Origin of the sequence: Massilia aurea (assembly GCF_024753205.1) — a bacterium.
GTDB classification, from domain to species: Bacteria; Pseudomonadota; Gammaproteobacteria; order Burkholderiales; family Burkholderiaceae_D; genus Telluria; species Telluria aurea.
The window spans coordinates 276,144-295,846 of sequence record NZ_JANUGZ010000001.1; the positions used below are offsets into that span (position 1 = coordinate 276,144).

A 19,703-nucleotide genomic window follows, 5' to 3' on the forward strand; every position below is an offset into this window, starting at 1 on the left:
CGCGATCCCGAGAGACATCCGGACGCACTCTCACGATGACAGGCAGGAGACACTCAGTGAAGATCAACCGTACAACCCCATTCCCGGGCTTTCTGCTCTCGGCCGTCGCACTGGCCGCCATGACCCTCGCCAACGGTGCGGCAGCGCAGGAAGCGCAGCCTCAGCGCGTCGAAGTGACGGGCTCATCCATCAAGCGCCTGGCGACCGAAAACGCCCTGCCCCTGACCACCTACAAGGCCGAGGAACTGGTCAACCAGGGCCTGACCACGATGTCGGAAGTGGCCGTGGCCCTGACCGTGGCCGCGACCAACGAACCAGTCGGCGGCGGTGGCGGCGGCACCATGATCAATATGCGCGGCCTGAACACCAACCGCACGCTGGTGCTGCTCAACGGCCGCCGCCTGGCCAATGAAGCGCTGGGCGCGAGCTCGGTCAACGTCGACGTCATTCCGATGGCCGCCATCGAGCGCGTCGAAGTGTTGCGCGACGGCGCATCGGCCCTGTACGGCACCGATGCGATCGCGGGCGTCGTCAACTTCATCACCAAGCGCACGGTGCAAGAGGTCACGATCCACGCCAGCACAGTGCAGCCGCAGCAGTCCGGCGGCGGCGAACAGAAGCGCGTGACGATCCTGGCCGGCAAGGGCGATATCGCCACCGACGGCTGGAACGTCTACACCGCGTTCAGCGCCCAGCGCCGCAGCTCGCTGCTGCAACGCGACCGGCCACAGATCTGGGACGCCGATAAACTCGCGTCGCTGGGTGGCACGCCGTTCACGGCCAACACCTCGGGCGGCTCGGCGTCGCCCGCCAATTTCACGATCTACCGCAACGGGCGCCCGGCCAATATCACCGGCAACCCGTATTTCGCCGCCGGTTGCGTAGCCCCGCGCCTGGCCCAGACCACGGTGCCGTCCACCCGCACCGCTGCCAATGGCGCCCGGACCTGCATCACCGACCCGGGCATCTATCCGGAACTGCTGCCGGAAAACCAGCAGGTGACCTTGTTCACCAAGGGCAGCCTGGCGCACGGCGACGGCAAGATGCTGACCGTGGAACTGAATCTGTCGCGCTCGTACATCGACGCGATCAGCCCGCCCCAGCCGTTCGGCAACAACACCGACTACGACCGCCTCACCGCGTCGCGCCGGCCCCTGATGATTACCAGGGCCAGCCCGTATTACCCGGGTGGTCGCGGCGGCGTGCCGGCCGTGGCCGGCCTGAACGGCGAAGACCTGGCCCTGACCTGGAGCCTGGATGAACTTGGCGCGGCCAAGTTGCACGACGTGCAGACCAACCACCGGCTGGTGGTCGCCGACGAAGGCGAGTTCAAGGGCTGGGACTACCGCGTCGGCGGCTCGTACGGCTACAGCCACCGCGACTCCGGCTTCAAGGAAAACTTCGTGCGCACCCCGGCCGTGTATGCCGGTGTGGCCAACGGCATCCTCAATCCGTTCGGCGCGCAGGATGAAGCGGGCCGCGCCTACCTCGAGAGCATCTCGGCCGACGGCGAGCTGTTTCGCGAGGCCGACGTGCGCTACTACGGCGTCGACTTCAACCTGAGCCGCACGCTGATGACGCTGCCCGGCGGCGACCTCGGGATTGCCGTGGGCGGCGACTGGCACCGTGAAACCTATGCCGAGAATGTGCCAATGATCGGCAACGAGGTGGTCTGGCGCGTCAGCGGCGCGCCCGGCAACAGCCCGAGCGGCCGGCGCAGCGTGGCGGGTCTCTATGCCGAGCTCGACGCACCGGTGACGAAGGACCTGAACCTGAACTTCGCCGTGCGCGGCGACCGTTTCAGCGACTTCGGCTCGACCTTCAACCCGAAGGCCAGCTTCCGCTACCAGCCGATCAAGGAACTGATGGTGCGCGGCACGGTCAGCACGGGCTTCCGCGCGCCGACCCTGCCCGAACTGTACGGCGTGCCGCGCACATTGACCCCATCGACGTCGAGCTGGGACGATCCGCTGCTGTGCCCCGGCCCGACCCCGAACGTGGCCGGTTCCGGTACCCTGACCACCGACCCGCGCTTTGCCGGCCTGGGCCTGGACGCCGAACGCGTCTGCAACACGCGCCTGACCACGCTCGTCGGCGCCAACCCGGACCTGGAGCCGGAAAAATCGAAGACCTATACGGTCGGCTTCGTGGTCGAGCCGGTCAAGAACTTCGTTGCCACGATCGACTTCTGGAAGATCGACATGAAGCGCACGATCGCACAGATCAACGAGGATTCGATCTTCGATAACCTGGACCGCTACCAGGACCTGTTCGTGCGCAACCCGGACGGCACGCTGCAGTACATCACGAAGACGCGGCTGAACATGGGCGGGCTCAAGACCCAGGGCATCGACCTGAGCCTGAACTACATGCTGCCGACGGCGCGCTGGGGACGCTTCGGCTTCTCGATGGACGGCACCTACACCGACCGCTACGAAGGCCAGAACGATGCGGCCAGCCCATGGGTCGACAGCGTCGGACGCATCGGCGCGCTTGCGACCGGCTCGACCTCGGCCAACACCTACATCTTCAAGTGGAAGCACCAGGCGCGCGTGAACTGGCAGTACGGTGCGTTCTTCGCCCAGCTCACGCAGCAGTACAGCTCGAGCTACGAAGACACCAATGCGCTGCCGACCCAGCAGCCAGGGCAGCCGTTCTACAACGTGATCGAGCCGTACCGCGTCTATAACCTGTCGACGACCTACAAGGTCTCGAAGCAGCTCAAGATCGGCGCCGGCGTGAACAACCTGTTCGACACCGATCCGCCGCTGTCGAACCAGCGCCTGTCCTCGCGTGTGGTGTTTGCGCAGAACATCGCCAAGCCGATTGGCCGAGCGTTCACGGTAAGGGCTGATTACACGTTCTGATGGTTGGCAACCTGCGGCGCAAACGGCAAGCTGATGCCGTCGCGCTGGCAGGGCAACGAGTCAACGGAGCGCATTTCTGCGCCGCTTCCATGTCGCAAGGTGACGCTTCTCTATGGCGTGAACTTCGAGCCGTCATTCTGTACACGCCACCGCCAGGCTCGCCGATGGCACCAGAATCCCTGCCGTCCTGCGCCGGGATCATCATCACGGCCGAGCGCGATTACGCGTCTAACCGGGAACAGGCCTTGGCTTCCTGCATGCTCGACGCCGATGGCCAAAGCTGGCGCGTGCTATCAGCGCGCACGAACAGCGCCAACCGTCTCGACATTGCCTGCGGCCTGCCAGTCTACGTGTACTCAGTGGCTACACGCCAGGGTCAAGGTAGCGCTTTTGCGCGCATCGATGCGTTCTACGACCTGATCCGGCAAGGCGCACAGCCTGACTTCACACCGGCACTCGACTGCGGCGCAGCCGCTGCAACCTGTGCATCGCCCCGGACGGCACGACTATTGGACGGCACCGGTCCGATGGAACAGCAATGGGATGCCATCCTGCGCGCGCGCTGGAAAAGCGGATGCCCACCGATTGCGTTGGCCAGCTCGATGTCATGTAGAAGTCGATGGCTAGATGGATAGATGGATTGTCGGTGAGCGGGAAGCTGAACACGGGGGCGGCAATGGCCTCCGCCTGCACCTCATACGGAAGCTGGCCTTTGGGTTGAAGTATGAGGATACGTTCGAGAGCCGTGCACTCAACCATGGCAGAGTTAGTAGACCGGGCACAATTCTTAATGGACTGCTTATGATTTTACCAAGCACGCGTGAGGATGATCCAAGCCCCCTTACAGTTTCCCACAGGACTCACCTCAACTGGTGCCGCTGCGATGCATGGTGCCAACGCCCTTGGTCGTGGGGATCCTGGTTACGCAGCAGCCATTGCCAATCCACGCGATCAGTGTGGCTGAATTATGCGCTGAGGGTTAATGCTGTTTTTATGGATCGTCAGTGCCTGAAACGGTTAATATTTACATTCTATTCACGCACTCGATCCTACAATGACAAACGCCGTTTACTCCGATGAAGAAGCCGCGAAGGTAATCAAGCATCACGCCACCCTTTCCGGGTTGTTGGCGCACGAACACGCTCTGCAACTGCTCGCTCACATGACTGACGACCATGTTGAAAATTTCATCGATGTCATGGATGGAGAGGAAATTGAAAAAATCTGGACAGCCGCAGGGGAGTTGGGATACTCGGAATCTATAGGGGAAGGAGTTTTTATTCAATCTCTCTTTAACTTGGCCTTTCCTTACGGCGGAACCCATTTTCTTCGCTTGAGTAAAGCGTTGATCGAAAACGATCCGGGGCGATACATTACATGGTTCAAGGAGTGGAGTCGTCTGGCCACAATAAGCCGAAATGAGAGGCTATCCGAGCCTTTCGACAGGGTCAGTGCGTTGGCGCTGAAAGAAATTCTAGTCAAGGCCGATGCGAGCGCCGTGGCGGATCTGTCGCACTGGATCGTGACCGCCGCGCCGTCGCCGTCACGACTGAAATATCTGGATACGCTTGCAGGACTTGACATGTCGGGGGCGGATCAACATCCTCTCCTTGACCTGAAATTGTTGAATGCCGACGCCTTGTACCGAGCATTGTCGATATGGTGGGAGCCGCAGCGGGACCGTTGTTTGATTAGAGAATACGACAAGCCGTGGAGTGACTTTCTGGAGACAAGGTACACCTCCACGCCCGCGTCCATTGCCTTCCTCGCGGAACATGGTGGAGATTTCCTGGCGCTACCGATCGGCTATCTTTCCGGAGTAGCTGCGGCAGTGACGGGGGATATCGACTCAGAACTCAAAAAATATGGCGTGGTCTCCAACAGTGCCGTATTCTTACCTGTCGCCCAGACATGGCATTTCCTCAGCAAGATCAGCGACTATCGAATGCGTCGTGGTAACGACCATGAAACAGAGTTATTAGGGCTGCGCAAGGCTCTACTTGACAATGTTACCCGACACCCCCAGAGCTGGATCACGTCGTTGCACTGGATCTTTCTACATGCCGAAGTCCGGGACGTGAAGTCGGATACCGTCGCCATAACGTGCCAGCTGAATCAGATTGCTACGCCGCGTTTGGAAAATCTCCTCGCAGACAACGACGGTGTGGTGGCGACATTGGCGAGGGGCATTCTGGCACTACTGACTGGAACAAACGACCCTGCAAATGCGAATATCGCCTATCTGGCGGATTCGCTCGCGCATTATCACGACGGCACACTCAAATTTCCTTCACCTCTTAGTCTTCGCTCGGCGACGTGGATTTGCTCTAACGAACTTGAGCAGTATTTTCGCGATGGAGTTAAACGGGCAACTGCATACTTCGATCATCACGTAGCCGAGAGCCATACCAGCCCGGAAGAATCGTTAACCGGTACACTAATGAACGAGTTGGTGGTGCAGTTCCGGGACTCGCTAAAAATTTTATCAACAGTGAAGCCGCAGTCGTCGGACGCCCCCACCTTGAGGTTGGCTCAGCGCGATTTTTCAAAAACTAAAGAAGAGCCGATCTATGGTTGCGACCTCGCGTTCCTCATCAGGGCACAAGCACCCGAAGTGTACAAGATGGAATGGACGGACATCGTTCAAGTAAAGAAATCTTTGGTCATGTCAAATTCGGAGGCGAAATCGAACACAGCCGATAGCTGGGAAATCGACATAAGGCAATTAAGAAAAATCTTGTTATATTCGGCTTCCGCGGTGTACTTCCTACTGTGCGCGAACGGCGGCACGCTCGTGGTTCCCGCGCGTTTCTTACTGGGTTTTGTCGGTGTCAAGGCAGGGTCGGAAGCGAACAAAACGCGTACCATCGGCTACCACATGATCCGATCCGCTGCGATTCCCCTGGAGCAGTACTTGGTTGACTTATTGATTGGACAGTGGATAGGAACTAACTCAAAAAGAGCGCTGTCTTTTGTCAAAGGAAATCAAGTACACAGACCCCGAGCGGTTTTTGAGATAACAATCGAATTCCAGGCGCCACGCGGTTGAACGCTGCACATGAGTCTGCAAATTTCTCCGGCGCCGACGATGGCGGTGGCGGTGGCGGTGGCGGTGGCGGTGGCGGTGGCGGTGGCGATCCAGCATCGGCATCGAATAGGCACTCCCGCCGCCCTACAGCCCAGCCGTGGTATCGCTACAATATGCGCGCAATGCGCCTGAATCACGTGCGCACTAACGACAAGATGTTCGACACAGTACTCTTCCCCGCCCCTCAAGGCGTAATGCGCGCGTAGTCTACGTCTGCCCAGGCACCCGGCGCGCCAGTCGCGAGCAGGCCGACCTGGGCGCCAACCCAGCGCCCCATCATGGCGTCGAATGGCTCGCCCAATGGGATGAATACGTAGCCATCCTGGCTGTACGAAAACGCTACACGCGCGCCATGCGTCACCTGCGCACGCAGCAGCACCTTGTAGGAGTCCAGCGCCGGCCCAAGCGTTTCGATGCACTCGCCCGCCCCCTCGCAGCGCGCCGCTACCATGCGAGGCTTTCCGTCAACCCGGCGCAGCCCGAACCACTGGCTGGTCAGTCCCAGCACGCCCAGTCCAACCTGATCACCGTCGCGCACCGTGCGCAGTTCCGCGCTGGCCGTCAAGCCAAAGGCCGGCGCCGGGAATTTTTGCGTCAGCACCGACCCCAGCGTGCGCAGCGGCGCAGTCGGTTGCGCGAACAGGCGCAGCATGCCGGGACGGGCATCAAGCGCATACCAGCCACGCTGCGGGTTGGCCGTCCATTGCCACTGGCGGCCCAGCACAGCCCCATCGAATTCGTCGCCCGTCGCCGGCTCGCGGCGAGCAAACACGCCCGGCACCGGCTTGGCATGCTCGGTGACCGGCTGACCCACGCCCGGCGTGGCGGACGGTTCACCGATCAGCGGCCAGTCTTCTAACCAGCGCAGCGGCTGCAGATGCACCACGCGGCCATAAGCGCGCAGGTCTTGAAAGTGAAAGAACCAGTCCCCGCCCTGCGGCGTGGTGACCCAGGCACCCTGGTGCGGGCCGTTGGTTCCCGTTGCGCCCTGCGCCATGACGATCCGGTCTTCGTAGGGGCCCTCGATCCGGCGCGAGCGAAACACCGATTGCCAGCCGTGCTCGACCCCGCCAGCTGGCGCGAACACGTAATACCAGCCATTGCGCTTGTACAGCTTGGGCCCTTCCAGGGTCCGGTAACCGGGCAAACGGTTGCCATCGATGACCACGCGGCCTTCGTCCAGCAGGCTGCGCCCGTCGGGCGCCATCCGGCGCAGGGTAAGCACGTTGTTGATACCGGCGCGGCTCTTGGCCCACGCGTGGATTAGCCAGGCCCGGCCATCGTCGTCCCACAGCGGCGCTGGATCGATGATTCCCTTGCCCGGCAACAGCAGGTGCGGCGCGCTCCACGGGCCAGCAAAGTCGGTGGCCGTGGTGACGTAAATACCGTGATCCGGATCGGGATAAAAAATCCAGAAGCGCCCGTCGTGATGGCGCAGGCTGGGCGCCCACACGCCCTTGCCGGGCTGGGGCGCGGCGAAGGCGGCCGGCGGCGTGAGTTGTGGCAGCGCGTGGCCCACCAGCTCCCAGTTCACCATGTCGCTTGACGCGAGCAGCGGCAGGCCAGGCGCGTTGGCAAAGCTCGATGACACCATGTAGTAGCGCTCACCGACGCGGATCGCGTCGGGGTCGGAATAATCGGCGTGCAGGATCGGGTTGCGATAGCGGCCGTTGCCGAGATCCGGCGACCACGGCGCGCGTGCGGGCACCGGCCCGAGCGTCTTGCCCAGAAACCGGTCCATCGCATCGACGGTCGGCGCCAGCCAGGGATCGAACAGCCAGAAGGAATGCGGCGCCCCGTCCAGCGCCACGGTATCGGTCAGGATGCCATGGCTGGCCAGCGTGGCCGCCAGCGCCTCGCGTCCGCTCGAAAAGCGCGGCGCGGCGCCGACGATGAATTGCACCGGCGGGCTGTCCTTGCCGGCATGGGTCAGCGGCGAGGCGTCGCGCCACAGTGCCGGCTGCTCGGCATAGCGCCCGCCAAACCAGGCGCCTGCTGCCGACGGGCGCTTGGCCGGGTCGTCTTCAAAGCGCAGCGCCAGTTCGGAGGTGAAATCGGACAGGCCGTCGATATTGATCACGGCCCGCACTGCGTCGGGCCGAGTCATGCCCACCAGCGCGGCGATCTGCCCGCCGGCCGAGCCGCCCGCGATGGCGACGCGCGCCGCATCCAGACCCAGGCCGGGTGCCTGCGCGCGCAGCCAGTCCAGCGCATCCTTCACGTCATCGATTGCCGCCGGATAGCGCGCCTGGCCCGATAGGCGGTAGCTGACGGTGGCCGCAGCGTAACCGCGCGCTGCCAGGCGCGCTGCCAGCGGGGCCATGTTCGAGCGCTCACCGCTGGCCCAGCCGCCGCCATGCACCAGCACCACCAGCGGCGCCGGGGCGTCGCCCGCTGCCGGCAGGTACAGATCGAGTGCCAGGGCCAGTGCGTCACGTTTCGCGTACACGATGTCCTTGCGCACCTGCACCGGCGCCGGTGCGTCGGCGCTGGCAATCCGGATGAACGGGTAGTCGCGTACCAGCTTCTTATAGGTGGTGTCGGCGTCGTAGCGTGCCTGCGCCGCTGCCGGCGCCATGACCGCGAGCGTGCCCAGCGCAAGGCAGGCCAGCACGATGCGTTTGCACGCTGCGCTCTTTGCAGCCGCAGCCATCGGTCAGGTCACGGGTGCGGGATTGAACAGCGCCAGCGAGTTATGCAGCTTCCAGTGCTCGGCCCAGGTCTTGCGACCGCTCGCCACATCGAGGATCAGCCGGAACAGTTGCCAGCCGACGTCCTCGATGCTCGCTTCGCCGCTGGCGATGGTGCCGGCGTCCAGGTCCATCAGGTCATGCCAGCGGCGCGCCAGCTCGGTGCGGGTAGCCACCTTGATGACGGGGACCGCGGCCAGGCCGTACGGGGTGCCGCGCCCAGTGGTGAAGATGTGCACGTTCATCCCGGCGGCCATCTGCAGCGTGCCGCAAATGAAGTCGCTGGCCGGGGTGGCTGCGTAGATCAGGCCTTTCTGCGTCAGCTTGTCGCCCGGCGAGAGCACGCCGGTAATCGCCGTGCTGCCCGACTTGACGATCGAGCCCATCGCCTTTTCGACGATGTTCGACAGTCCACCCTTCTTGTTGCCGGGCGTAGTGTTGGCGCTGCGATCGACGCTGCCGCGCACCAGGTAATCGTCGTACCACTGCATCTCGCGCACCATGGCTGCCGCTACTTCCGGCGTCGCGGCGCGCGCGGTCAACTGGTCGATGCCGTCACGCACCTCGGTCACTTCGGAAAACATCACGGTGCCGCCGGCGCGCACCAGCAGATCGGTCGCGTAGCCCACGGCCGGATTGGCCGTCACGCCAGAAAACGCATCGCTGCCGCCGCACTGCACGCCCACCACGAGGTCGGACGCCGGGCAGGTTTCGCGACGGCGTGCGTTCAGTTCCTGCAGGTGCCGTTCGGCGGTGACCATCAGCGCGTCGATCATCGACATGAAGCCCACATGCTGCTGGTCCTGCAGCGTGACCACCGACGGCGTGCCATTGCCGATCGGGATCGAGCCGGCCGGGAACAGGCGCGCCGGCGGCAGCTTTTCGCAGCCCAGGCTCACCACCATCACGTTGTCCCCGAAATTCGGATTCTTCGACAGGTTGCGGATGGTCCGGATCGGAATGTCGGCGCCGGGTGCGTCGATCGCCACGCCGCAGCCATACACGTGCTCAAGCGAGACCACGTCTTCGACGTTCGGGTAGCGCGGCAGCAGTTCGTCCCGGATCCGCCGCACGGCGTACTCGATCACGCCCGACACGCACTGCACGGTGCTGGTGATGGCCAGCAGATTGCGGGTGCCGACCGAGCCGTCCTTGTTGCGGTAGCCCTCGAACGTGTACCCGTCCAACAGCGGGCCGGCAGCGACGGCGTGGGTGCCAACTGGCAGGTCGTCGAGCGAGCGCGCCGCCGGCATGCGCAGCACGCGCTCGGACACCCAGCTGCCGCGTGCGATCGGACCGCTGGCATAGCCGATCGTCACGCCATAGCGGATCACCGGTTCGCCGTCGGCCAGGTCGCTCAGCGCGACCTTGTGGCCCTGAGGAACGCCTTCGAGCAGCACCAGCCCGCCGGGCAGCACGGTGCCGGCGGGCAGGCCGCCATCGTTGACGACGATGGCAACATTGTCGCCTGGCTGCATGCGGATCGTGCGCGGAAGGTCGTGGTTCATGTGTCGTGTCTGCCTGACGGCTGAAGTTGGGAGGATCGCTTTAAGTATGCCATAAAACGCTCCAATGCGGCTAGTCCACATCTCCATTTTGGCCGGACCAAATATGAATGGCCTGACCAAAGTGACACAAAAGCGCAACGCTGTGACAGCGTCACAGGCGCGTTACCCTACCTGTTGAGCGGTCGAACAATCAGGGGAATCATGGGGGTGACAGCGATGGGTGCGGCTTGCGCAGACCGGAAGTCAGGCAGGATATTGGAGGGGGTATGGCCTGTTACAGCGGCCGAGACATCTTTTGCCTGACGGCGAATCAGGCACTGGGGATGCAGCGCGCAGCCACGTCCCCAGTGCCGACAGCGTCAGTGATGCGCCAGCGACAACGGGGCCGGACGGCCGTTGCCCAGCGCCGTCAGCGCCTGGGTGTGGTCCAGCTTGAACACCGCCAGGGCTTCCGACAATTGCGCGGTCTGGTCCGTCAGCGATGTAGCCGCTGCCGACGCTTCCTCGACCAGTGCCGAGTTCTGCTGCGTCATCTGGTCCATGTCGCTGATTGCCAGGCCGATCTGCTCGATGCCTTCGCTCTGGCGCTGACCGGCGTCGCTGATGTCGCCCATGATCGTCTGCACACGGCGCACTGCGGCCACGATCTGTTCCATCGTGCTGCCTGCCTGGTCCACCAGCGCGCTGCCGGCGTCGACCTTCGAGACCGAGTCGCCAATCAGTTCCTTGATTTCCTTGGCGGCGGTGGCGCTGCGCTGCGCCAGATTGCGCACTTCGGACGCCACGACCGCAAAACCGCGGCCCTGCTCGCCGGCACGCGCTGCCTCGACTGCGGCGTTCAGCGCCAGGATATTGGTCTGGAAAGCGATGCCATCGATCACCGAAATGATCTCGACGATCTTGGTGGCCGACGTATTAATGGCGCTCATCGTCAACACGACGTTGCCCACCACTTCGCCACCGCGCGTGGCGATGTCGCTGGCCGTCACCACCAGGTCTTTCGCCTGGTTGGCGTTGGCGGCATTGGTACGCACGGTGTCGGTCAAGGCTTCCATCGCACGGGTCGTGTTTTCCAGGCGACCGGCCTGCAGCTCGGTGCGGCTGGCCAGGTCGGCATTGCCGCTGGCGATATCGCCACTGGCCGACGCGATAGTATCGGCCGAGGTCTTGATGCCGGCGACCATATTGGCCAGGCGATCGCGCATGTCGGACAGCGCAGCCAGCAGGCTGCTGTTGTCGCCCGGCTCGATGCGGATGGCCATCGACAGATTGCCGTCGGCGACCATGCGGGCGATATCGCGCGCATATTCGGGTTCGCCACCCAGTTGCTGCCAGATCGTGCGCACCATGAACCAGGAGACGGCGATCAGCACGGCAATCACGATCAGGCCGGTGACGATGGTGACCGTCACGACATTCGTCACGCTGGTTTCGCTGCGCGTGATGCCGGCCTTGAATTGCTTCTGCGCTTGTTCATTGACCTTGGCGACGTCGGTATTGAGTGTCGCAAGCGTCGATTGCATGCGCGTCACGACCGCCTGCGGATCGCCCTGCTCCATCTCGAGCATGATCCTGGCCGCCGAAACGGCCGGTGCGTAATACTGTTCGAATTCTTTGCTGAGGCGCTCACCGGTTGGCCCCATGCCGTCGATTTTGCCGAAGCTGGCCAGCTTGGCCCGCACCTTGTTGGCCTGCTCGCCAACCTGCGTCAGGCGCGCCTTGTCGCCTTCGCTGACGGCGTCGCGCAGGCCATTGGTGACCGACTCGATGTCGCCCGCCAGTTCCTTGCTGATGTCGAGCGCCGGGTAATCGACGCTTTCAGTCGTGTGGATCGACGTGAGTGCCTTGTTGGCGATGCCGGCACTGACGGCGACCCCGAGGGTAAAAATGATGGCCGAGATGATCGGCAGTGCCCAGATCCTGCGTTTGATACTCATGCTGCCTGCTCCTGAAGTCAAAACCCGCCGCACGCGCGGCGGGGTACCGATAAATGATCAGGAACCGGAATAGACCACTTTGACCGACGCGTCGACCGCGCTCTTGTCGATATAGCCGATTGCTTTCGGGTCAGCCGCGACCGCTTTCTTGACACCGGCGTTGTCGCCGACTTCCTTCGGCATCGTGGCCTTGCCGGTGAAGACCAGCTTCGACCACAGGGCCTTGATCTGCGACGGATCCTTGTCCGTGACCTTCTTGTAGAACTCGGCGCGCGCCGGCGCATTTTCCGCTTGGTCGACCGGGGTCATGGCGGTCGATTTACCCAGGAAGAACTGGGACACCTGGTCCTTGGTCAGCGACGATTCAGCGGCTTTCGCATTGACGACAACGACGACTTCGGCAGCAGCTGGCAGCGCGAGCAACAGGACGCTCAGGATCGCGCTTGCTTTAAACAATTGATTCATTGGTAAATCCTTAGAACACGAAGTCAAGCGCGACGGCGCCGACGGTCACCGGGCCCTTGAAGCCAGGCTGGACGTTGATGAACTGGCCGTTGGTTTGCGGCTTGATGCGATCGACCTGGACCTTGAGCGCGGCCGAGGTCGTGAAGTCCCAGCGCACACCGATGCTGTCGGTGGTCTGGCTCGTGCCATCGATGGCCGTGGTCAGCGTGTTCATCAGGCCCGACAGCGCCGCCAGTGTTGGCGCGCATGCGAACGAGGCACCAGCCGGGCAGTTAGCAGGAATGGTGTTGGTCACGCCCTTCGAAATGATCTTGGCGCGGGTGTAGTACGGCAGGAACTTGCCGAAGCGGTAACCACCCATCACGTACCATGACTTGGACGAACCCAGGAATGAATCCGGCATCTTGCGCTTGGCGTATTCGGTCAGGACGACGATATTGTTCCAGTCCATGGACAGGCCAGCCGACGTGAACGTGTACTTGCGATCCTTGGTGTTGAGCAGCACGCCCATGTCCGCCACTTGCGGGACATTGAACGCGGCAGCCGTGTTGTTGAACGTGATCACGGCGGCGTCCAGCTGCGCGCTTTCCGACGACAGCTTGGTGCCGCTGCGACCCACGCGCACGATGAACGGGCCATGTTCGGCCGTCAGGTTCAGCGCGTACTGGTCGCGGGATTCGGCGGTAGGACCACCCGCGGTCTTGAAATCGCTGCGGCCATAGGCAGCCAGCGCCGTGACGGTCGTGTCGCCATACTGCTGTTGCCAGGTGACGTCGGCGCCGTCGATGTTATTGATTGGCATCTGCGAATACAGTTCCTGCGGCGGACGCAGGAAGGTGTTGGCGTAGCCGACGTTGCGGTATTCCGAGATCATGAACGCTGGCATGGCCATGCGACCAACGCGCACGCTCAGGTTGTCCGACAGCTTGGCCTTGACGAAGGCCCACGACAGTTCGGCGCCGAAGCTGTCTTCGCCATCCTTGCGCACCAGGCCCTGGCCGGTGACCGACAACCACGAGTTGACGGTGTAATCGGCCTGCAGGCCGAGGTTCGAATCGACGCCAGTGCGCGGATCCTTCTTGACACCCGACGACTGGTTCGAACGTGCGAACTCGGCCTTGTCGGTGTCAGAGAACGTGAGGGCGCCGGTGCCGAAACCGCTGATACGAACGGCGCTACTATCCTGGGCAAAGGCAGATGCGACGGCGAATGGCAAAGCGAGTGCCACCACGATGTTACGTGTTTTCATAAATTCCTGGGGATTACGGTGAAGTAGTTTATTGAATGCAAAAACGGCGACATGGCCTGCGCCGCATCGCATTTGCTGAGGCAATTGTATCCATCAGGAAACTGTTGCCGCAACGAAAATTCACGAAAAGTCACTTTTCCTGTTCAATATGTGTGATTTTGTTGTGAACTTCTAACGCATTATTGCAATTCAATACCCAAGTATTTACGACAGGTAGATGTCCACGCTGATATCCAGCGTGGACAGGCAGCGCGCTTGTATGTAGCGTGAACGTGGCCAGTTGATACGATCTGAAGCGGTCGAATCAAGGTGCCGCCGGATTGCAACGGATCACACGCAGCGCGGCACCTCTATGTACTGACAGTCTGTCAGAACTTCGTTCTGACACCCACCACGAAACGCCTGCCAGGCAGCGGCGCGATGTCCTTGAGCACCGAAGTCGACAGGCGGATATCGTCATTCAGCAGATTTTTTGCCAGTGCGAACCACGTCAGATCGACGCCCTGCACGCGCTGCGTGTAGGACAGATTGGCATCAAGCTGGTTGTAGGCCGGTGTGTCCTGCAGTTCGTTGGCAGCCAGGCGATCCTGCCCGCGCGCATGCACCAGTGACAGGCCACCGCGCCACGCGCCCTCGCGGTAACCGACGCTGGCGCCAATGCGGTCCGCCGGCTGCAGCGGCAGGTTGCCCCCACCGTCGCCGAGTTCGCCGCGCGACATATCGCCGAACAGCCGGCCCGACCAGCCGGCGCCGGTTTGGTTGTAGGTCAGCTCGGCTTCCGCACCATGAATGCGGGCACGACGCTGCTCGAAGGTCCGGGTGCGCAACTCGTCACCCGGATTGCCTTCCTCGTCGACCAGATCGCTGCCGATGCGGCCGAAGATGTAGTTGTCGATGTTGTTGCGAAACAGGTTGGTTTTCCAGCGCACCAGGCCCGTGTTCTTTTGCAGCGTCAGCTCGATGTTGCGCGAGGTTTCCTTGTCGAAGTCGGGATTGCCGATGTCGAACGTGGCGGTCGCGTCGTGCGGCCCGGCCGAGTACAGCTCTTCGATTGCAGGTGCACGCTGCGCATACGACAGCGTCGCCCCGACGCTGTAGCCCGGCATGAACGGCCAAGCCGCGCCGATCGAACCGGAACCGAGGTCGAAGGTGCGCTCTCTGCCGCCCACCGGTTCGCGCTTGACGTTTTCGTAGCGCGCGCCAGCGCTCAGGCGCAGCGGGCCAGCATCGCCCTCTTCCACCATGAACAAGGCCGTGGTCTTCGAGTGCGTCAGCGGCACCGTATCCGGCCCGCCCTCAGCGCTGAGCGCCGAGAAGTGCGTATTCTCGGTCTGGGCGCCCAGCGTGCCGCGCAGACCGGCAATGGCCTCGTGCGTGAGTTCCAGCCGCGTTTCCAGCGAGCGGTTATTGAAGATCACCTCGGGACCGTCCTCGCCCAGCTCGGCGTGCTCGTAGTCGGTATAACCGGCCTTGAAACGCAGCGATTCGATGCCACGGACCGGCTGCCTGAGCATGCTGTCGAAGTCGTAGCGATCCTGCTTCTGGTCGATGCGCGAACCCTCGTCACTGGGAATGCCGTACAGGTTACTCAGGTGCGACGCCGACACGCCGGCGTAGCCCCAGTCGTCGACCCACGAGGCACCGGCGCCAAGGTTCTTTTCACGCGTGTCCGAGTGCGGCAGGCGGCGCATCGCCGAGTCGGGGTCCTGCAGGACCCGGCGATCCGGAATGCGGTAATCGTCGGTATCGCGCCAGTTGCCGTCGACGTGCAGGGCGATCTTGCCGCTGGCAGCGTCCGCGGTGCCAGACACGTTCTTGCCGTTGTCGCCCGTACTGTAGCGCGTCTCGATCTGGCCGGTCGGCGTGGCTTCGAGGTGGGTCGGAATGCGCTCGTTGACGATATTGACCAGGCCGCCGATCGCGCCCGAGCCGTACAGCAAGGCAGCCGGTCCGCGCAGGATTTCGATCTGGCGCGCGACCGCGCCCTCGGCTGATACCGCATGGTCGTTCGACAGACCCGATACGTCGGATACGGACATGCCGTTTTCCAGCATTTTTACGCGCGAACCTTCCAGGCCGCGAATGATGGGACGCGATGCGCCGGCGCCGAAGGCCGAGGCGGAAACGCCCAGCTCCTGGGACAGCGTCTCGCCAAGCGAACTGCCGGCCTTGTCGCGCAATTCGTCCCCGGCCAGCACTTTTGCCGGGGTCAGGATCTGGTCGTTTTCGCCGTTACGGAACGGCGACGCGGTGACGATGACCTGCGGGGTGTCGCCCCCGAGTGCCGATTGGGCGTGGGCGGGCAGATTCCAGGCGAGCAGGATGGCGCTGGCGAGCAGCGTACGTTGAATATTCATGAATATAACCTCGAGCAAAATGGGTGCGAACGGCATTGCCACGGCGGCGCCGCGGCAGTGCATCGATGACTGCAGATCGAATCAGTTCGCCCGAGGGGGGCCGCGTGGGAGGCACGCGCGTACCGGCTGTACGCGCGCGCATTCGGTGCCTAGCGCCAGTGGCCCGGCCGTAGCCGCTTGCGGTAGATGGCCAATGTATTGCGGCAGCGGCATCGCGACATCAAGCTGGGCGCCGGCTGCGCATTCGGCGCAGAATTCCTGCAGCGCAGGTGCATCCGGCTGGCTGCCCGCTTGCTGCACAATCTGGCGTTGTTGCGCGCTATGCCAGTGCGACAGCCCATGCGCCAGCGCCATCTGCTGCGAGACGAGCAATAACAGCGATAGCAGGCAATGAAGGATCGAGCGTGGCATGCGCGGCGAATGACGGTTGACCGGCGCATTCTACGTGATGGGAGCCGATTGCGACAGCAACCATCAGCAATTGCAATTTTGTTGCATTGAGCCGGCGTGGCGGTAGTGAGCGCTCTATACACAGGGGCAAAACCAGCAGTGTTGTGGAGAAACGACCGGAAAAGCGACTGTCCTTACGGTACGGTAGAGGTTGCTGGTATCCTCGCGGATCACCACCTCTCCCGATTTACCACTGTGCCACTGCTCGATCCTGCCACCGTCATTCTCACGTCGACCATGATGGCGGCGGCGATGACCGTCGTGTTGTTTTCCGCGTACCGTAGCTTCCCTGCCGAAGTGCGGGGATTGGGCCACCAGGCGCTCGGCATGTTGTCGCTGACGGCCAGCGGGGTGCTGTTCTGCGCGGGGCCACTGATTCCTGAAGGGCTGTTGCTGTTCGTGGCCAATAGCACCATGCTGGGCGCCGCCGGGCTGATGCTGATTGGCACCCAGTTATTCTATGGCCGCAAGCCGAGCTGGTGGTGGCTGGCGCTGACGTGGGTGGCCGGCATGGTCTGTCTGGTCGGCTGGTATGTGATCACCCAGGACTACGCGTTGCGGGTCGCAGTGTTTTCATTGTTGACGCTGTCGTTCTACGCGGCGCAACTGGTGCTGCTGGTGCGCCATGGTGAACGCCACTTCTCCAGCTGGTTCTTCGGCTCCCTGTTGCTGGTGCAGTCACTGGTGCTGCTATTGCGCTTGGTCGCGGCGCTCAATGGCGCGGTTGGCACCAGCAACGCCAGCAACAGCGCGGTACAGGGCATTTTTCTGTTGAGCGCCAACTTCATGACGCTGATGATGGCAGTCGGTTTCATGACCGTCGCCACCCGGCGCCTGCAGGTCGTGATGGAGCACCGTTCCTGCACGGACCCGCTGACCGGGGTACTGAACCGACGCGGTTTCGCCGCCGCCTACCGGCGCGAGGCCGCGCGCATGAAACGCCACGGCGCGCCTATCTCTCTGCTGAGCATCGACCTCGACTACTTCAAAGCCATCAACGACCAGCACGGCCACGCCGTCGGCGACCAGGTCCTGGTGCATGCGGCGCGCACCACCATCTCGGCCCTGCGCGAGATCGACCACGTGGCGCGCTTCGGCGGTGAGGAATTCATCGTGCTGCTATCGGGAACCACGCCCGAGCGGGCGAAGGCGATGGCGCAACGCATCCAGGCGTCGCTGTTTGCGGCGCGCGGCGGCAACGTGCCAGACTACACGGTTAGCATCGGCATCGCCAGCCAACAGACCTCAGACGAAAGCCTGGAAGCCCTGATGGCGCGCGCTGATACTGCCCTCTACCGCGCAAAGGCGGCCGGTCGCGATCGCAGCGAGTTGGCGTAAGCGTGCAGGCTCGGCGGCATGCGACACTGAGCAGCTGATGGCCAGCGCGGGCGATCAGGCCGTCGTGACCTTACAGCGCAAGAATAACTGCTAACGAATGCACACCAGTTTTTTGCGATAACTCGTGACTGCTGATGGCTCAACCTGGTCGCTGGGACTGCTCTGCGTGCTGCTGCAGGACCGGTCCGCTGCTGGCGCGACAGGCGCAATACGACCCGGAGCGGCTCTTTATTGAAGGTGGCGGGTTAGCGATACTCGACTTGGACAGGATGAGGCACTTGCGTTTCGAAGACCTCGGCGAACGCGACAACTTCGGCAAGAGATTCGTCTTTATGCGATGTCGTGACGATAACGTGTCCGCCAAGTCCGTCTTCTTCGATACCCGTCCAATCGAGAGCGTCTTCCCATTTCTCCGCGTCCACGCCAACGGCAGAAAAGCGCAATGCGAGCTGCAAGCAGGTCACGCAAGAATGCATTGTCTCGCTCTGGCCTGTATCGAGACGCAGACACCAATACGATTTTTCCAGGGTAGGTCATCCTTGCCTTTTAACGGTCTGCTTCTGTCCGAATCCGGCTATTCGTTTCAGCATAGCAGGCTCCCAGATCGGCAATTCAGCGGTTGCCGCGATAGGCCGGTACCGACCCGAAGCGGACCTTCACGGGAAGGTCACCCGACTACGTCGAGGGGTGTGCCAGTCAGCACGAGTAAGCAAGAGAAGCGCGAAATCGATAAGTGGATGTCGTCTTGAGTGTCGCCATCCCACTCTTGGATGGTCGCCAGCTCTGCCTTCAATGCAGCTATCCTCGCTTTGATTTCTGCGACTTCAGGAGCGCCACAGTGCGCTGCGATAGCATTCCACCTAGCTTCTGGAATACGTTCCTGGATCGAGAGCCCCACTTTTGCATCATCAATTAATGCGGAGAGTTTGCTCATAGTATTGCGAAAAAGCAGTTTGGTGAAAACGTATGTCCGCTATTGGCCGATTCCTGCCTGTCGAAACTGGCCAGATGCTACCCAATGCAGACGCAGGGCCAAGCATCGTTGCCTGTTACTGCGCTTTGCCGGCACGAATTTCAATCGCACTTTTTAGGCTCCTGACGTCGTGGGTCCATTTCGGAAGGACTAGTGAAATTAAAATACCTTCCAGTTCCGACAGAAGGCCTACGAACAAGGAGATCCAGAGGAAGGGCCCCGCGTAATCGAACATCACAATCATACTGACTGCGACCAGCAGTGAACCCCCAAAAAGCTTTGCGCTCAGCGCATGGTAGCTCGCACCGCGCCCAAAACGCCACCAATCTAATGGATAACGAAGTAGCTCCAATGTGATGACGATGCCGATACCCCAGCGATGCGCATAGATAATTTCAGGATGACTCACCCAAAGACTGATTGCGATCCCAAAGGCGTAGATTGTGTCCGCTATGCTGTCAGCCTGGCGCAAACCTGGTGTTGCAGTTCCCCAGCGGCGTGCCAGCTTCCCGTCAAACCAATCAGACATCGCAGCCATGACGAACTGCCCCATCCACAGCGCTGCAGGTAGCCCTGCAACTGCGATCCATATTGCGACTGGGGCGAGTAGTGCTCGAGCAATGACCAATAACCAAGGTATGAGTCGTGTAAGCGGATACATCAGTAATCTCTGCGGCGGTTAGCCGCGCCCTCGGTAACTGTGAACAGGAACTCTCTCAGGTGGCTCGTATACCTTTGTCGCGTCCACTCATGGCCGAACCTAGCGATGGGCTCAGCATAG

14 protein-coding genes are annotated in these 19,703 nt (G+C 62.1%); 4 read left to right on the forward strand and 10 right to left on the reverse strand.

Annotation, left to right across the window (positions count from 1 at the left end; all coding sequences use genetic code 11):
* Nucleotides 1–56 precede the first annotated feature (56 nt).
* The 3 genes from NX775_RS01190 to NX775_RS01200 all read left to right on the forward strand — a co-directional run bounded on the left by NX775_RS01190 (nucleotide 57) and on the right by NX775_RS01200 (nucleotide 5,916).
* Nucleotides 57–2,867: a TonB-dependent receptor plug domain-containing protein gene (locus NX775_RS01190; RefSeq protein WP_258834320.1), complete on the forward strand. Its 2,811-nt coding sequence runs from the start codon at nucleotides 57–59 to the stop codon at nucleotides 2,865–2,867.
* Nucleotides 2,867–3,502, forward strand: coding sequence for a hypothetical protein (locus NX775_RS01195; protein ID WP_258834321.1), 636 nt, complete (start codon nucleotides 2,867–2,869; stop codon nucleotides 3,500–3,502). Before NX775_RS01190 ends, NX775_RS01195 begins: the two co-directional genes overlap by 1 nt.
* A gap of 419 nt (nucleotides 3,503–3,921) precedes the next feature.
* On the forward strand, nucleotides 3,922–5,916 hold the full coding sequence (locus NX775_RS01200) for a hypothetical protein (RefSeq protein ID WP_258834322.1): 1,995 nt from the start codon (nucleotides 3,922–3,924) through the stop codon (nucleotides 5,914–5,916).
* Nucleotides 5,917–6,139: 223 nt separating this feature from the next.
* On the opposite strand, the gene NX775_RS01205 is transcribed toward NX775_RS01200, so the two are convergent.
* The 7 genes from NX775_RS01205 to NX775_RS01235 all read right to left on the reverse strand — a co-directional run bounded on the left by NX775_RS01205 (nucleotide 6,140) and on the right by NX775_RS01235 (nucleotide 16,572).
* Nucleotides 6,140–8,608: a family 43 glycosylhydrolase gene (locus NX775_RS01205; protein ID WP_258834323.1), complete on the reverse strand. Its 2,469-nt coding sequence runs from the start codon at nucleotides 8,606–8,608 to the stop codon at nucleotides 6,140–6,142.
* A gap of 3 nt (nucleotides 8,609–8,611) precedes the next feature.
* Entirely contained in the window at nucleotides 8,612–10,153 is a 1,542-nt protein-coding gene (garD, locus tag NX775_RS01210) for a galactarate dehydratase (protein WP_258834324.1), read from the reverse strand.
* Between the two features lie 359 nt (nucleotides 10,154–10,512).
* Entirely contained in the window at nucleotides 10,513–12,090 is a 1,578-nt protein-coding gene (locus NX775_RS24010; protein WP_307732029.1) for a methyl-accepting chemotaxis protein, read from the reverse strand.
* Nucleotides 12,091–12,147: 57 nt separating this feature from the next.
* The gene (locus NX775_RS01220) at nucleotides 12,148–12,555 is read right to left on the reverse strand and encodes a type 2 periplasmic-binding domain-containing protein (RefSeq protein WP_258834325.1); all 408 of its coding nucleotides are present in this window, start codon (nucleotides 12,553–12,555) and stop codon (nucleotides 12,148–12,150) included.
* 10 nt (nucleotides 12,556–12,565) lie between these two features.
* Entirely contained in the window at nucleotides 12,566–13,804 is a 1,239-nt protein-coding gene (locus tag NX775_RS01225; RefSeq protein WP_258834326.1) for a porin, read from the reverse strand.
* 368 nt (nucleotides 13,805–14,172) lie between these two features.
* On the reverse strand, nucleotides 14,173–16,161 hold the full coding sequence (locus NX775_RS01230; RefSeq protein WP_258834327.1) for a TonB-dependent receptor: 1,989 nt from the start codon (nucleotides 16,159–16,161) through the stop codon (nucleotides 14,173–14,175).
* An 81-nt stretch (nucleotides 16,162–16,242) separates the two neighbouring features.
* Nucleotides 16,243–16,572 carry a hypothetical protein gene (locus NX775_RS01235; RefSeq protein ID WP_258834328.1) on the reverse strand — a complete coding sequence of 110 codons (330 nt, stop codon included), beginning with the start codon at nucleotides 16,570–16,572 and terminating at the stop codon, nucleotides 16,243–16,245.
* A gap of 234 nt (nucleotides 16,573–16,806) precedes the next feature.
* On the opposite strand from NX775_RS01235, the gene NX775_RS01240 reads away from it, so the two are divergent.
* Nucleotides 16,807–17,949 carry a GGDEF domain-containing protein gene (locus NX775_RS01240; RefSeq protein WP_258834329.1) on the forward strand — a complete coding sequence of 381 codons (1,143 nt, stop codon included), beginning with the start codon at nucleotides 16,807–16,809 and terminating at the stop codon, nucleotides 17,947–17,949.
* Between the two features lie 245 nt (nucleotides 17,950–18,194).
* On the opposite strand, the gene NX775_RS01245 is transcribed toward NX775_RS01240, so the two are convergent.
* From NX775_RS01245 to NX775_RS01255, 3 genes are all read right to left on the reverse strand, one after another.
* Nucleotides 18,195–18,413, reverse strand: coding sequence for a DUF7684 family protein (locus NX775_RS01245; RefSeq protein ID WP_258834330.1), 219 nt, complete (start codon nucleotides 18,411–18,413; stop codon nucleotides 18,195–18,197).
* Between the two features lie 203 nt (nucleotides 18,414–18,616).
* Nucleotides 18,617–18,883 carry a hypothetical protein gene (locus tag NX775_RS01250; RefSeq protein WP_258834331.1) on the reverse strand — a complete coding sequence of 89 codons (267 nt, stop codon included), beginning with the start codon at nucleotides 18,881–18,883 and terminating at the stop codon, nucleotides 18,617–18,619.
* 115 nt (nucleotides 18,884–18,998) lie between these two features.
* Nucleotides 18,999–19,583, reverse strand: a complete 585-nt coding sequence (locus tag NX775_RS01255) for a CDP-alcohol phosphatidyltransferase family protein (protein ID WP_258834332.1) — start codon at nucleotides 19,581–19,583, stop codon at nucleotides 18,999–19,001.
* Between the last annotated feature and the right edge of the window lie 120 nt (nucleotides 19,584–19,703).